A 15988-nucleotide genomic window follows, 5' to 3' on the forward strand; every position below is an offset into this window, starting at 1 on the left:
GGAAAAGCCTTATGAGCAAAACAACTCAAGAAAATCCAGCAGTGGAAAATTCTGCAAAGGATTCTGTGTCAAATACATCAACTGGTACTAAACGTACAAGCAAAAGTACTAACACTGCAACCCGTTCCAACACGAGTACGACAAAAACTACACGTACCCGCACGACTAGCCGTGCTAAAACAACTGCTTCAACGCAAACAAAAGCACCATCTAATACTAATACCTCTGTTCAACAGGATAAAATTATGAGCCAAAACACTGTTCGCCGCGTTGCTATTATCGGTGGTAACCGTATTCCATTCGCACGTTCTAATGGCGCTTACTTTACTGCATCTAATACAGATATGTTTACAGCAGCATTAAATGGTCTTGTTGAACGATTCAACTTACAAGGTCAGCGTTTGGGTGAAGTTGTYGCAGGTGCAGTGCTCAAACACAGCCGTGACTTTAACATGACTCGTGAGTGCGTACTCAATACTGCCCTTGCTCCTGAAACACCTGCTTACGATATACAACAAGCATGTGGTACTGGCTTGCAGGCTGCTTTTTTAGTTGCGAATAAAATTGCACTGGGTCAAATCGAGGTTGGTGTTGCAGGCGGTGTAGATACAACTTCTGACGCACCAATCGCTTTTGGTGATGGTTTGCGTAAAGCATTGCTCGAATTGAATATTGCAAAGACAGGTAAAGACCGCTTAAAAGCATTAACCAAAATCAATATTAAAGATTTAATGGATGCGCCACGTAACGGTGAACCACGCACAGGTTTATCAATGGGCGACCACCAAGCCATTACTACGTTGGAATGGGGCATCTCTCGTGAAGCGCAGGATGAGTTAGCAGCTTCATCTCACCAAAAAATGGCAGCTGCCTATGACGAAGGTTTCTTTGATGATCTCATCACGCCATTCTTAGGTTTAGAACGTGACAATAACTTACGTGCAGATTCTACTGTAGAAAAACTAGCGAAGTTAAAACCTGCTTTTGGTAAAGGCGACGCGCGCACTATGACGGCGGGTAACTCGACTCCACTAACTGATGGTGCATCTTGCGTATTACTTGCCTCTGAAGAATGGGCAAAAGCCAATGGTCACGAAGTCTTGGCATATTTGACTTTCCAAGAAACTGCAGCAGTTGATTTTGTGGGTAAAAAGGAAGGTTTGTTGATGGCACCTGCATACGCTGTTCCACGTATGCTTGAACGTGCAGGTTTAACATTACAAGATTTCGACTATTACGAAATTCACGAAGCGTTTGCTTCACAAGTTTTGTCGACCTTAAAAGCATGGGAAGATCCTAAGTTCTGTAAAGAGCGTTTAGGTTTAGATGCACCTTTAGGATCGATTGATCGCAGCAAATTAAACGTTAAAGGTTCATCTTTAGCAGCTGGTCACCCATTTGCAGCAACTGGTGGACGTATTCTTGCCACTGCTGCAAAACTTCTGAATCAAAAAGGTTCAGGTCGCGTATTGGTATCAATCTGTGCGGCAGGCGGTCTAGGCGTAACAGCTATTATTGAAAAATAATTCTACCTAAATATTTTAGATCGGAATAAAAGCCACTTAATTTATTTAAGTGGCTTTTTTACCCCTTACTTTATAGCAACAAACTTTTAATTCATTACTATCGTTTTATTTACCTGAATGTTGTGGGGCATACCCCAGTTTTGCTTCAACATGGTCATAACAATATTGAAAAACAAAGGTATAGAGCAGAATACTGAGCGCCATCAGCAAATCAATCAAAATTGCCTGCATCAATGATTTTTCTAAGGCACACGCCACCATTGGAATAGTAGCAAGCATTAAGCCACCTTCAAAACCAATTGCATGTAAAATGCGGATTTTAAAAGTTCTGTGTAATTGGTGCTTTGCTTCAAACTTTTCAAAATAATGATTAAACAACATATTCCACAGCACCGATGTCACTGCCATTGCAATTCCTAGACCACCTGTCACTTGCATTGGCATTTCAAACATATAACTTAATACCAAAGCAATGATGACCAATAAAATCACTTCATAACTCAGAGCATGTACCCATCTTCTTTTGGAAATCAACATCTGCTTACTCAAATACTTATTCTTCACCGCTTATTTTATTTTCATTCAATTGACTGTTCGAGTTAGAATCTATCAATAATATTGAAAAGTAAAACGAATGCTCAGCCATGAATATCAATCAAGATCAGCTGATTATTTTTATCACTGTGATGGAAACGGGTTCTTTTTCTGCAGCTGCACGTCAATTGGGTAAAGTACCTTCGGCAATTAGTATGTCCATAGCCAATTTAGAAATTGATTTAGACCTAAAACTGTTTGAACGGGTTGGACGTGAACCTCTGCCTACCCCACAAGCGCAGAGTTTGTACGAAAAAAGCAAACAACTACTCATAGAAATGAAGCAGTGGAAACAGCATGCTTTCGCGCTCAGTTCTGGCCTAGAATCACACTTAAATATAGTGGTGGTATCTGAATTACTACACACTCGCTGGACAGATTATATTGTTTTACTAGAACAGCAATTTCCTGAATTGCAGATCAATATTTTCTCTGCGCCACAAGAAGATGCACTGCTCTTACTCATGACTCAAGCAGCAGACTTGGCCTTTATGTTTGAACGCGAACAATTACAAAGCAGTGAACAATTTGTGGAATTAAAACGTGAAATTTTAGTGCCTGTCGCTGCCCGACATTCACCGCTGGCTGAATCTGATCAAGTCAGTTTTGAACAGATTTTACAAAATCGGCAAATTGTAGTGGCGAGCCGTGATCGGCAGATTAAACCTGAGTTGTTATTTTCTAAGCACTATTGGCGTACCGATAATCATCATTCTGCCTGCAGTATGATTAAGCAGGGTTTAGGCTGGGGTGTCTTGCCCTTGGAAATGCTGAATGAACATCCTGAACTACAACACGAATTAAAAATTTTACAGCTGCTAGATTTCACCCCAAAATTTGAATATTTTGTCGATTTGGTCTGGAGCCGTGAACATCAATTAGGCGCTGCTGCTCATTTTTTGATTAATTACGTCCGAAATCTGAGAAAAACTGGTAAATAATCCACAAACCCGCTTGCTTGGTACTTGGGTTAAAAGCTGTTTGTGATATAACTAAATGTATAAGCAATAACCTAAGAACTAGATCTCGAATGACACAGACAGCCTTAAATCAACTAAAAAACTTAACCACCATTGTTGCAGATAGTAGTGACTTGGCTGCGATTGAAAAGTTTCGTCCTTTGGATGCGACCACCAACCCATCACTCATTACGGCGGCTGCAAATCAACCTGAAAATAAAGCGTTGATTGAAGCTGCATTTGAGCAAGCCAAAGCTGAAGGTTATACAAATGATCTATTGGTTGAGCGCAGCATTGATATTTTAACGGTCAAATTTGGTGTAGAAATTTTAAAGCTGATTGAAGGTCGTGTTTCGACTGAGGTGGATGCTTCTTTGTCTTATGACACTGATGCGACCATTGCCAAAGCCAAAGAACTTTTAGCACTGTACCAAGCTTATGGTGTTCATTCAGACCGCATTTTGATTAAGATTGCATCGACATGGGAAGGCATTCAAGCGGCGAAAGTGTTGGAAGCCGAAGGCATTCACACCAATTTAACCTTATTGTTTGGTTTACATCAGGCACATGCTTGTGCAGATGCCAAAGTGACGTTGATTTCACCATTTGTGGGTCGTATTTTAGATTGGTATAAAAAAGCTGAAAATGTCATGTACTACCCTATTGAAAAAGATCCGGGTGTACTTTCAGTGAAGAAGATTTATCAATTCTATAAACAGCACCAAGTACAAACTGAAATTATGGGCGCGAGTTTCCGCAGTATTGATCAGGTTTTGGCGTTAGCAGGTTGTGATTTGCTGACTGTTGCACCAAATTTATTGGCAGAACTCGAAACTGATGAACGAGAAGTCACTGCAGCGTTATCAAGCAATGCCATTCAAGTTCAGGATAAACCATTGGCAGCAATTGAAAAGGAACAATTCAAAGCGCAACTAGAAGCAGATTTAATGGCATTCCAATTGTTACAAGGTGGTATTGACGGCTTTATTAAAGCACGTGAGCAACTTGCTACCCTATTACGCCAATCTTTCGGCTTAGATGCGCAGATAAAAGTCTAAACATTTGCCTAGCTTTGTAAAAGTCCAAAATTTGTACTAAGCCACAAAACCGATGTTGTTATACTGCAACATCGGTTTTTATTTGGGTGGGTTTGCGTGTTTGGTATTAGTGACCTCAGCACTTTTATAATTGGTACCACCTTAATTGTGCTCTTACCTGGCCCAAACTCACTCTATGTCATGTCAGTGGCTTCACGCTTTGGAATACGCACAGGTTATGCAGCTGCATTCGGTGTATTTACGGGTGATCTGATTTTAATTGTATGCACCATTTTAGGGGCAGCCTCATTACTGCATGCTTTTCCATGGCTATTCACCTTATTCAAAGTGGTTGGTGCGCTCTACTTAGGCTATTTAGGCATTAAACTACTGATTGCAGCCTATAAAACATGGTTTCCACAAGCCAGAACTTCGTACGGTAATACAATCACGACGAGCAATAAAACTGAACGGGTTCATCCATACCGAACCGCTTTAATGATTAGCGTCATTAACCCCAAAGCAATTTTGTTTTATTTGTCTTTTTTTGTGCAATTCGTCAATCCTGATTACCTCTATCCAATGCTGAGCTTTGCTATTTTAGCCATCGTCTTACAAATCATTAGCATGGGTTATTTGTCTGTGTTGATTTTTTCAGGAGTCAAATTGGCCAGTTATTTCAATCAGCGTTATAAAATTGCAGCCATTTGCGTTGCAAGCATTGGTATTTTATTCTGCGGTTTTGGCTTTAAACTGGCAATCTCAACGCTATAAAAAGTATAAAAACACTTTTGACTATTTGTTCAAATGTGTATGATCTGTTCATCAATTATAGAAAATATGTCTAAGAAAGCATGCAAAAACTTTTAAATGACTTCTCTGTGCCGACAGTATTTGCAGGCTTTATTACCTTCTTGGTCGGTATTAGTGTTTCCGCGGTTTTAGTCATTCAGGCAGCACAAATTTTAGGTGCAAGTGCTGAACAAATCAGCTCTTGGTTTTGGGCGCTGGGTTTAGGTATTGGTCTAAGCGGGCTGATTTTATCTTGGAAATTTAAATATCCTGTGGCGACCTCATGGTCTACCGCAGGTTTGGCACTGATTATCGCCACGGGCAGCGGTTATAGCTTACACGAAGCAATTGGCGCGTTTTTATTTTGTGGTGTACTCACAGCAGTGCTTGGCTTTTTGGGTGTTTTCGAAAAGGTATTGACTTATATTCCACAAAGTTTAACCAGCGCCATGTTGGCAGGCGTGCTACTTAAATTTGGGATTGCCCTATTTACCAGTCTGCAAGAAGCATGGGCATTTATTGTGTCTTTATTGGCAGCCTATGTATTGGCAAAACGATTTAGCCCACGTTATAGCATTGTTTTAACAGTATTGATTGGGGTCGCATTATGCCCAATCTTCTTACAATTTCAAATGCCGAGTGTGCAATGGAATATTGCGCAACCTGTTTGGATGCAACCTGAATTGAGTTGGTCTTCCATTTTAGGTTTAGCTCTGCCTTTGTTTGTCATTAATATGGCATCGCAATATTTACCCGGTCTTGCCATGATCAAAAGCTATGGCTTTAACCCGAATGTACGTCACTTAATTGGTTGGACAGGCACAGCACAAGCTATTTTCGCGCCATTTGGATGTTTTAGTGTCAATATCGCATCTATCAGTGCTGCTATTAGTTTAGATGATCAATCGCATCCCGATGCCAGTAAACGCTATATTGCGGGAATTAGCTGCGGTTTATTTTATATTTTGATGGGGATATTTGCAGCAACACTCACCAGTTTGCTAATGTCATTCCCTGCTGTTTTTATTACGGCTTTGGCAGGAATTGCACTGCTCGGTACAATTGGACACAACATCGCCCTCGCCTTTCAGCACGTCGCAGAACGTGAAGCCGCTTTATTGACCTTTTTATTTAGTGCTTCTGGGGTGCAGTTTTTAGGTATTGGCTCTGCATTTTGGGGACTGATTTTTGGTTGTCTGGTTTTGGCTGTTTTCAAGTTTAAACAAAGCTAAAGCTAAATAACTTAAGTAGTTAAAAACACTTTTCCCGAAGCATCGTATTGATTTACTGAATACACGATAAATTACTCAGCTGCTGTGCTTCGGATAAATTCCACTGTTTTAGCAAAAGTTTGCTGGCTTTCTTTTTGGTGCATAAAAAATTGATATTCGTGAATTAACCATGCTTTTGTATCTGGATAAAATGCTGTTGTCACAGGAATCTGCTGTTGCTGTAAAGCATGCAGCATCGGCATAGATTGAGTTTCTGTTAAAAAATCTTTGTTACCACCACTGATAAATACCGCAGGATAGTTTTCCGTTAAATGCTGAATAGGCGAAATATTCTTCAGAAATTCACTGTCCTGTTTCCGATCTCCCGTGTAAGCCTGCACCAAATTATAAACACCCCACTCTACGATATTCATTTCATCTGGTGCGGTTTCTACAAACGCTTTTAGATCATAAATCCCGCAGTGCAAAATCAGTCCTTTTAGTTGTTTGCGCTGAATAGTCGGCTGTAAATTAGACTGCTGTGCAAATGTTGGATTACTCAATAATGCAGCATAATGGCTGGCTAAATTTGCCCCTGCTGAATCGCCTGCTAAATATAATTGTTGCGGATTAAGCTGATACTTTTCTGCATGTTGCGTGATGTAATTTAAAGCCTGATCAATTTCTTGCAACTGAGTAGGATAAGTTGCATGTGGGGCAAATTGATATTGTACTGCAATCACATTAAAGCCCTGTGAAGCCAACAATTTAAAATAGCCACGCGCATGTGCTTTAGAACCTGCAATCCAGCCACCACCATGAATCCAGACAATTGTCGGGCGAGCGGCTAAATCTTGCAATTGACTGTCTTGATACAAGTCAAAACTCAAATTGGGCTGCGTTGCATACACAATATCATGCTGCACTTGTATGTTTTTAGGTGCATACCGATCCATGATTTTTGCTGTAAGCCTGTGGTGAGATTAAATGCACTCGCAATGATTCGACTGTTCTGCTGCGTGGTTTGGCAAGCACTTAACAAAATAAAACACAGCAACATCCAAAATAATTTCAAACCACAATTCCCTCAAGATTCATACGCACATTTCAAACCCAAGTTATTCAAAACATTTGGGTCTGTTTATTTATGAAATTTAGCAACTTATTTTATCGTATAGCTTTGCCGTTGAGTTGAGCAATTTCATTATCTTTAGCCTATCTTTTGTTTCAGCAAATTTGGCGGGTAATTAAATGAATTATCAATCTTTTTTAGATTTTAAATTGAACCTGTATAGACTATATGCTATCAATAAAGTGTAAGGCGCATAATCATAATTTCTGGAGTTACCCGCATGTCGTACCAAAATATTTTAGTCCCTGTAGATGGTTCACAAATTTCTTTTTCAGCGGTCAAACATGCAGCTGAAATTGCCAAAGTATTTAACAACAAACTCACCTTAATTAGCCTTGTTGCGGAAGACCCATTTACTGATTCAGACTTTTACTATAATTATTCATCTGCCATTATGAAAGAATACTTTGTGCAAGCGACAGCCAATGCGAAAAAGGCATTAAAAGAAGCAGATGAAATTGCGCAAACGGTAGGTGTAAATGCAGAAACTCACGTGGTTGAGGGTTTGGTTTCTGCTGAAGGTGTAATCAAAACTGCGAAAGAATTAAATGCCGATGTGATTGTGATGGGTTCACATGGTCGTAAAGGTTTCCAAAAATTATTGTTGGGTAGCTTCGCCACAGACGTATTGCGCCATACAGAATTACCAGTGCTTATAGTTAAAGCTTAATCACAAATTTAAACCATATTTTTATCATAAATTTTAAATAAGGATTTGCCATGACAACTTATAAACACTTACTTGTTCCAGTAGATGAGTCGCCTATGTCTTATGCTGCAGCCGAACAAGCACTTTCATTGGCAAAAGATCTAAATTGCCCTGTCACCATTATGAGTGTAATTGCAGTTGATCCTTTTGTAGGCGTGGACTTCTACAAAGTTGCCCCTGCAATTACCGATTATTTCATGCAGGCTGAACAAAATGCACAAAATCGTTTGGCTGAAATTCAGCAATCTTTTAGCCGTGAAGGTATTTCGGTAGATACCAAAATTATCCGTGGTGTTGCAGCTTCAGAAGGGATTGTACAAATTGCCAATGAAATTGGTGCAGACCTGATTATTATGGGTTCACATGGTCGTACTGGAGTGAAAAAGATGATGCTCGGTAGCGTTGCTCAAAACGTATTGACTCAGTCCCCTGTTCCTGTTTTGGTTGTTAAGGTTTAATTCAGTACTAACTGTACTTTGCCTCAGTAAAAGACAAAATAAAAAATCCCGTTCGCCAGTGAACGGGATTTTTCTGGATAAAACTTTTAAATTTTTCTAAACTGAATATTCATACAGTTTAGCTGAATTGAATATTCATTTCAGAGTAAAACTTAATTGACCCGATGTGGTAAACGAAACATTTCATGCGTATCAGTATAAAAACTGCGACCATCTAAATTCAGTTCAATTTCCTGACCACATTCCAACAACACATTTTTTCCGACTTCGACCCATTTAAAACCATCACGGGTATTTTGCTTTTTCTTTGATGCCACCAAAGACACCATAATTTCACGACCATTCACTGCTTTAGCAAGCATTGTTTGCATTTTTTTCAATATTTACACCAATTCATTTATAACTTACAAATTAAGCTCAAATTAAATTTTGAGCATAGTTTTTTAATACAACAACATTCATCACGCTTAATTTGCAGTGCATAGAAAATAAATGCAGTACAGCATGATGATGAATAACTACGAGAGAATAGAGATATTTTTATTGTACAAGTTACATTGTAACATAGATTTAAAGTCTTTGCAGCATCAGCTACAAATTTGTAAAGATAAGCTTAATATAACAAAAAATTCTAAATCAAACCTTAATCGTTTTCGTGAAATAGTCTCCCTCAAACACAATGGATGGTGTTTGATCGCACAAGCCCACTTCGGTGGGTTTTCTTATTAGGCTAACTAAATAACGATAACAAACTTTATCTTTCTGACGTTTATCTTCTGATTTTTTATCTACAAATTTCAAAAATAAAAAAGAGTATGGATTTTTTTAACCCATACTCTTTGTGTGCGACTACGCTACTCCATTAGCGCATAGTCACAAATTCTTCTGCAGCAGTTGGATGAATTGCGACAGTATTGTCAAAATCTTGCTTGGTCGCGCCCATTTTGACCGCGACTGCAAAACCTTGCAAAATTTCATCCATGCCATAGCCAATACCATGCACGCCCACGACTTTCTGTTCATCACCAACGCAGACCAATTTCATTTTAGACGCTTGACGATGCTGAGTTACAGCCGTGTACATTGAGGTAAAAGAAGATTGATAGACTTTGACCTGATCTTGCCCAAACTGTTCAATGGCTTGCGCTTCACTTAAACCCACCGTACCAATAGGCGGATGACTAAAGACCACCGTGGCAACATTTTGATAATCTAAATATTCATTTGGTTTGTGATTGAATAAACGTTCAGACAATTTACGTCCTGCGGCAACAGCAACGGGTGTCAGCTCAATTTTTCCAATAATATCACCCACCGCATAAATACCCGCTTGGCTGGTATTTTGGAATTGATCTACAGCGATATATCCTTTTTCATCAATCTGTACATTCGCAGCAGGCAAGTTCAATGCTTGTGTATTCGGTTTACGTCCAACCGCCCAAATTAAGCAATCGATCTCGTGCTGTGAACCATCTTCAAGATGTAATAACAAAGACTGATCTGATTGGCGCGTAACTTTCTTTGGAATGGCTTGAGTATGCACTTGGATATGTTCATCTCGCATACATTCAAGTAATGTTTCACCTAAAAATTGATCTAAACTACGCAGCGGGAATTGCTTACGAATAAACAATCCGACTTTTGAGCCTAACGCATTTAAAACTCCAGCCAGCTCTACAGCAATATAACCAGAACCAACAATTGCCGTGCGTTTTGGTAATTGTTGCAATTCAAAAAAACCGTTTGAATCAATACCTAGTTCCGCCCCTTCAATCTCTGGAAGTGTTGGCTCGGTGCCTGTCGCTATTAAAATGTGATCTGCAGTATATTGCTGCTGATTTACTTCAACTGTTTTTTGATCTACAAAATGAGCAAAACCCTGAATCACATCAACTTTGTTTTTAGCTAAACCAGTTTGATACGATGCGTGGATACGCTGAATATAAGCTTGACGATTTTGAATTAAGGTATTCCAATCATGTGGTTTTGATTCGGTTTTAAAACCATAATCTGGACCATATTTTTGAATGGCATCAGCGATTTGTGCTGAATACCACATCACTTTTTTAGGCACACACCCCACATTGACACAGGTCCCACCTAAATTTGCAGCTTCAATTAATGCACATTTTTTTCCATATTGCGCCGCTCGATTGACCGATGCAATACCACCACTTCCCGCCCCAATTACCAAATAGTCATAATGTTTAACCATTTCATGCCTCAAATTTTCGTGATTTTTGATACGCATCTGCTTAAATTCAGCGCAGAAAAAAAGTGATTTTCATCAAAACTAACACATAAAACTGCATTTCCCAAGTCAGCAGAGCTAACTAACTCCACAAAATCGAGACACTGTCATTCAACTCATTTCCCTGATTATAAAAATGACTATACTCTTAAATTTTGCGTTTGTAAGCGTTAAAACAAAACTTTAATTTTTTTAATCTTTGGGTCAATGTAAAGCTTCTGTTTTACGTTCTGATATGTAGCTAAATCACTTTCGGCTGTTCCCCCACCTCAACCGATACATCAAGCTCCAAGCATGTTTGATGAACTCGCACCCATCAATACTAAAGCATGAATTCTTGCTTCAAGATTAAGAGAACTATTCTGCAAATGAAGGCAAACATATTATTTGTGAAGAATATGGAGCAGATTTACAAACTTGGATAAAACGCTGATTGGACTAAAAAATTGTAAACTCTAAAATCGACATTTAATGAAAAATTACTTGCTCAATTAAACAAAATTAATACCTACTATAGTAAGGTTTATCAACTTCGCTGTGACTAAGCTAAATTTGTTTTTAATATATACCTACCACAAAAAGCCATTTCAACGAATGGATGAAATGGCTTTTAGTTTTATAGTTTAAACCCCTAACATACTATTTAAGGTTTCAACCACGTTTTTAGATTTCACTACAGACTGCAAACTTAGCAATGCAGCTTGTACTTGACTACGCTGTGGCTCTGCCAAGGTGTACCAACGTGACAATACTTGCAATAAACGCGAACCTACAATTGGGTTTTTGTCGTCCAAATATTTGGTTAAGTCAATAAAATGCTGAACACCGAAACTCCATGTATTCACAGGGTTGCTATTTAAACCTCCACTGACTGAACGAATACGGTTTGGTGTGCCCAAATCATAATCAGGATGCGCAGTTAATGCCTGAATGGTTTCAGCAGTCGCTTTAGGATGTGAAGCTTGAACCATAAACCACTGATCAAGTGCCAAAGCTTCATTTTTAAAACGTGAATAAAAATCTTCCAAAGTAGCTTTGGCCTGCGGTGCATCATTCCATACCAAGACACGCAATGCCCCTAAACGCTCAGACATATTTCGAGTGGTATGGTATTGCTGCTGTGCCAACTCAAACGCTTCGTCATCGCCCTGACGTGCCATTAATGCCAACATTATATTTTTTAACGCACGTACACCCATTGCCTGAGAGAAATCTAGCTGCATGTCTGGATCAAGACTTAAATAGGTTTCTTTGCAGAGTGCACCAAGTTCCCGAGCTAATGTATCTAACAACGCATTGCGTTGTTGCTGAATTTTTTCAGGTTGATAATTTTGATCTATGCGGCTGCCCAAATAGCTTTCGGAAGGAACATCAAAAATACGCGATGCCAACAAAGGATCTTTTTCAATTAAAGCAGGTATTGTATTTTTCATGGCTTGCAAATAAGTATCTGCCGCATGTTCTTCCAATAAAATACGTTCCAATAGCGTCTGAGTCGCCTGCCACTGGTTAAAACCATTGGTTTCGTGCTGCATTAAAAATGCCAATTCATCATTAGAATAGTTAAATTCTAAATTCACAGGTGCAGAAAAATTACGCAATAAAGAAACAACGGGATGCGCAGTTATACCGCTAAATTCAATACTTGCTTGTGCCTGATCAAACAAATACACACCATCTTTTACTGAGTTTTCAACCAAAGCTTCAGACTGCAAAATATATTGCTCGCCTGTTTCTGCATTGAACAATGCCAATGCAACAGGAATAGGCAATGCTTTTAAGTTTGGATATTTGGCATTGCTTTTCAGACTTTGTTTTAAATTTAAACGATAAACCTGCGCAGCCGCATCGTATTCGCCCTGCACTTCAAGCTTTGGTGTGCCTGGTTGATTGTACCAAGTCAGGAAATTAGATAAATCGACACCTGAACCTGCGCTTAAAGCATTGACCCAATCTTCAACCGTCACTGCTTGTCCATCATGACGACGGAAATATTCATCACTTCCTTTACGGAATTTTTCTTTACCAAGTAAAGTTGACATCATGCGGTTAATTTCCGCACCTTTTTCATAGACTGTTGCGGTATAAAAGTTATTAATTTCTACAAAATGATCTGGACGTGGTGGGTGCGATAACGGCCCAGAATCTTCAGGGAATTGATGTGCTTTGAGTACCGCCACATCATCAATACGCTGTACTGCGGCAGACTGTAAATCTTCAGAGAAAGATTGGTCACGGAATACCGTTAAACCTTCTTTTAAACATAACTGGAACCAATCGCGGCAAGTAATACGATTACCTGTCCAATTATGAAAATATTCATGCGCAATCACGGACTGTACGCGCATAATTGCGGCATCTGTGGTGTATTCTTCATCGGCCAATACACATGACGTATTGAAAATATTCAGACCTTTATTTTCCATTGCGCCCATATTGAAGGCACTGGTCGCCACAATCATATAATTATCTAAATCATACGGCAGACCATAGTGTTCTTCATCCCAACGCATCGAATGTTTCAGCGCTTGCATAGCAATTTTGCATTTTGGAATGTCTTTTTCTTCTGCATAAATTTCCAGTGCAACATTACGTCCTTCAGATGTCACATAATGGTCTTTCATGACTGCCAAATCGCCAATCACACAAGCAAATAAATAGCTTGGCTTTTTGGTCGGGTCTTGCCAAATCGCATAATGACGACCTTCGCCTGCTTCACCTGTTTCTAACAAGTTGCCGTTTGCCAATAACACAGGATATTTTTTATCGGCTTCAACACGTGTGGTAAATACCGACAATACGTCTGGGCGGTCAGGATAGAAGGTAATTTTACGGAAACCTTCAGGCTCGTTTTGGGTAACAAATAAATCAGAGCTTGCCTGATATAAGCCTTCGAGTTGCGTATTGCTTTCAGGATGAATGATCACGATGGTTTCTAAAGTGACTTGATCCGGTGCATTTGCAATGCGGAGTTGCTCACTATCTAATTGATAGTCACTTTCTGATAATTCAGTACCATTCAAAATAATGGATTTTAATTCTAAATCACGCCCCAATAACACCAAATCGCCTGCAGTCTGACGCTGCATTTTCAATGTTGCACCCACTTGGGTGTAATCTGCATAGACTTGAATATCTAGCTCTACAGCATCCACCAAGAATGAAGGTTTTTGATAGTCTTTTAAATAGATAGTTTGGTTGGCTTCAACCATAGGATTTGCTGCAATATTCATCTTGTCCTCATTCTTTGTGGCGATGCGCTTGTTTTTGTGAAGTTACAATGATCATACGACAACTTTCAGCATCTGTCTGCGCACAATCTATTTCTATCTTAATTAACACTGCTGATTGATATGGGCGCTCAACCCAAGCTTTTCAATCCTATTTGGACTAATCCTGTACAAGTAACATAAAAACAGACGATATAAATCAATACCTGTATTGCTATTAGCTGTAAATTTAATATTTCGATACGCAACTTCGCTTCAAATACAACCAACACATGCTAATTTTAATGATGATCAAAAGCACAGAAGCTTCCACTTTTCAGTTCACAAGGCATGTATAATGCTATACCACCATTTACTTGAGCTTCTATTTCACAATGCTACAAATTCTGCAAAAACAATTAGATGAAAGCACATTATGCCCTTTGTGTCAGGCATCTATGTATTGGGTAGAAGCAGAACAATATGAGCAGGAATTAAATTTTCACCAATGTAGCCATTGTGAACATCGCATCTTTCAAAATAGCCAACAACAAAACTGTCATTGCGCAAGCTGCACCCAGCAACGAAAAAAAATCATGGCGGAAACCCGCTTGCAAGAACAACAAAAATTGAAAAAACAGGATGCACCTGAACGCGAATTAAATCAGCTGCGTTTTGTAGATAAATTATTTTTATTGAGTATTTTAGATCAGCATGCACAGGAACATATCCCACATGAAGAATTTATAGATTGGGAAAAAATCAAGTATTTGAATATTACGCCCAACTATTTTTTTCAGCACGGTATGATCAAACATTTGCTAAAAGAGCAAATATTAATTGCCAAAGATTTTGCCGAAAATGCCCAGCAATATTACATCAATGTCCGTTTAGATGGTTATTCTGAACCCAGTTTATTTAGCATTGCACAACAATTACGCTATTGGTTTTATGAAAATCTAAGCATGGGTACACCGTTCAAAACGGCAGATGAAGTCAAAGATGCGCTGTATTTAATGTTATATCAAGAAATTGTGCAGTTTATGCAATTTTATTGTCGGACTTGGGGCATACAAATTGCGGGCAACCATAGTTTTCAGAACTTTTGCTACCGACTTTTAGATGTCTTGGCGGTTGGGCAAATTTATTACTTAGTGCAAACAGCTTTGGAATATTTATACCAACAAAAAGCACTCAAACCACGCAATGAAAACTTTATTAATACCAATTTACTCAAAAAGACTGTGCAGCAATATCGAGAACGGTCAGTGGCGGAAAAATGGGAAACTACTACCCTTCCACGCCCGCCTAATTTGCCTTTCAGCTATATGAGCGAAATTTTATTATTTCGCTTTTTGGGTTATGACGAACGAATTTTCTTTCAACCTGTGTGGCGTTCTTGGCGAAAAATTGAAGCACGGCTTAAATTTTATTCACTCAAACGCTGTATGAACTGCGGATCGGATGAACTGACTGTCGATTATGACGCAGAAAATTATGTGTCCTTATTTTGTCGCAACTGTAAACATCAAGATCATTATTTCACTCAATAATTTTTTGGTGGAGATGATGGTTACACCATATCACTGCCCAAACCACTCAACTGTGGCTTAAGTTCAACATAACACTCACAGCGGATCACAGTTTTTCGATGTGAAAAGTAGCTCATCCATTTTACGGTTCAGGGCTAAATGGAATACTGTTTCGGATAGAATTTTACCTTCTAATTCACAAATACACACTATCCTCCACCATATTTATTCCCTCGCTTGCATCCTTATTATTTAAATCCGTAAGGCAAACTAAAGTATCGTAAGCGTCCGCTGAATCCCATGCCTATTTTTTAATTTTGGTCGGATTTCCAGCGGTGTGGCAGTAATTCTTCTATTTGGGTCACTTTATGCGTCGGCAGCCTTTTCAGCACATCACTTAAATAGGCATACGGATCCAGGCCATTCAGCTTTGCTGACTGGATTAAAGTCATGATATTGGCAGCTCGTTGACCACTGCGCAGCGAGCCTGCAAACAGCCAGTTCTTGCGTCCTAAGGCCCAGGGACGCATCTGATTCTCGACCCAATTATTGCAAATCGGTAGATTGCCATCATCCAA

Annotated in this window: 13 protein-coding genes and 1 pseudogene; 8 read left to right on the forward strand and 6 right to left on the reverse strand. The window is 39.2% G+C overall.

Annotated features, from left to right (window positions below; genetic code table 11):
* The first annotated feature begins 11 nt into the window (after positions 1-11).
* A complete protein-coding gene (locus BJN41_RS09000; protein WP_070154672.1) occupies positions 12-1526 on the forward strand; it encodes an acetyl-CoA C-acetyltransferase in 1515 nt (504 codons plus the stop codon).
* Positions 1527-1631: 105 nt separating this feature from the next.
* On the opposite strand, the gene aceI is transcribed toward BJN41_RS09000, so the two are convergent.
* Positions 1632-2063, reverse strand: coding sequence for a chlorhexidine efflux PACE transporter AceI (gene aceI / locus BJN41_RS09005; protein WP_070154674.1), 432 nt, complete (start codon positions 2061-2063; stop codon positions 1632-1634).
* A 107-nt stretch (positions 2064-2170) separates the two neighbouring features.
* On the opposite strand from aceI, the gene BJN41_RS09010 reads away from it, so the two are divergent.
* From BJN41_RS09010 to BJN41_RS09025, 4 genes are all read left to right on the forward strand, one after another.
* Positions 2171-3061, forward strand: a complete 891-nt coding sequence (locus BJN41_RS09010) for a LysR family transcriptional regulator (RefSeq protein ID WP_070154676.1) — start codon at positions 2171-2173, stop codon at positions 3059-3061.
* An 89-nt stretch (positions 3062-3150) separates the two neighbouring features.
* Positions 3151-4137: a transaldolase gene (gene tal / locus BJN41_RS09015; RefSeq protein WP_019837232.1), complete on the forward strand. Its 987-nt coding sequence runs from the start codon at positions 3151-3153 to the stop codon at positions 4135-4137.
* A 96-nt stretch (positions 4138-4233) separates the two neighbouring features.
* Positions 4234-4890, forward strand: a complete 657-nt coding sequence (leuE, locus tag BJN41_RS09020; protein WP_070154678.1) for a leucine efflux protein LeuE — start codon at positions 4234-4236, stop codon at positions 4888-4890.
* Positions 4891-4970: 80 nt separating this feature from the next.
* On the forward strand, positions 4971-6140 hold the full coding sequence (locus BJN41_RS09025) for a benzoate/H(+) symporter BenE family transporter (protein WP_070154680.1): 1170 nt from the start codon (positions 4971-4973) through the stop codon (positions 6138-6140).
* A 71-nt stretch (positions 6141-6211) separates the two neighbouring features.
* On the opposite strand, the pseudogene BJN41_RS09030 reads toward BJN41_RS09025, so the two are convergent.
* Positions 6212-7179, reverse strand: a pseudogene (locus tag BJN41_RS09030) (alpha/beta hydrolase).
* A 292-nt stretch (positions 7180-7471) separates the two neighbouring features.
* On the opposite strand from BJN41_RS09030, the gene BJN41_RS09035 reads away from it, so the two are divergent.
* Positions 7472-7921, forward strand: coding sequence for a universal stress protein (locus BJN41_RS09035; protein ID WP_070154682.1), 450 nt, complete (start codon positions 7472-7474; stop codon positions 7919-7921).
* 50 nt (positions 7922-7971) lie between these two features.
* Positions 7972-8418 carry a universal stress protein gene (locus tag BJN41_RS09040; RefSeq protein WP_019837227.1) on the forward strand — a complete coding sequence of 149 codons (447 nt, stop codon included), beginning with the start codon at positions 7972-7974 and terminating at the stop codon, positions 8416-8418.
* A gap of 152 nt (positions 8419-8570) precedes the next feature.
* Here the strand turns inward: BJN41_RS09040 and BJN41_RS09045 are convergent, their stop codons facing one another.
* The 3 genes from BJN41_RS09045 to pepN all read right to left on the reverse strand — a co-directional run bounded on the left by BJN41_RS09045 (position 8571) and on the right by pepN (position 13902).
* Entirely contained in the window at positions 8571-8789 is a 219-nt protein-coding gene (locus BJN41_RS09045; protein ID WP_081406293.1) for a hypothetical protein, read from the reverse strand.
* A 491-nt stretch (positions 8790-9280) separates the two neighbouring features.
* Positions 9281-10633: a glutathione-disulfide reductase gene (gene gorA, locus BJN41_RS09055; RefSeq protein ID WP_070154688.1), complete on the reverse strand. Its 1353-nt coding sequence runs from the start codon at positions 10631-10633 to the stop codon at positions 9281-9283.
* A gap of 659 nt (positions 10634-11292) precedes the next feature.
* Positions 11293-13902 carry an aminopeptidase N gene (pepN, locus tag BJN41_RS09060; protein ID WP_070154690.1) on the reverse strand — a complete coding sequence of 870 codons (2610 nt, stop codon included), beginning with the start codon at positions 13900-13902 and terminating at the stop codon, positions 11293-11295.
* A 371-nt stretch (positions 13903-14273) separates the two neighbouring features.
* On the opposite strand from pepN, the gene BJN41_RS09065 reads away from it, so the two are divergent.
* Positions 14274-15431 (forward strand): TFIIB-type zinc ribbon-containing protein, encoded by a 1158-nt coding sequence (locus tag BJN41_RS09065; protein ID WP_070154692.1) that lies wholly within the window; start codon positions 14274-14276, stop codon positions 15429-15431.
* Positions 15432-15721: 290 nt separating this feature from the next.
* Here the strand turns inward: BJN41_RS09065 and BJN41_RS09070 are convergent.
* On the reverse strand, positions 15722-15988 hold a 267-nt coding region (locus BJN41_RS09070; RefSeq protein WP_057073203.1), incomplete at its 5' end, for a transposase domain-containing protein.

Source organism: Acinetobacter towneri (assembly GCF_001758345.1).
Taxonomy (GTDB): domain Bacteria; phylum Pseudomonadota; class Gammaproteobacteria; order Pseudomonadales; family Moraxellaceae; genus Acinetobacter; species Acinetobacter towneri_A.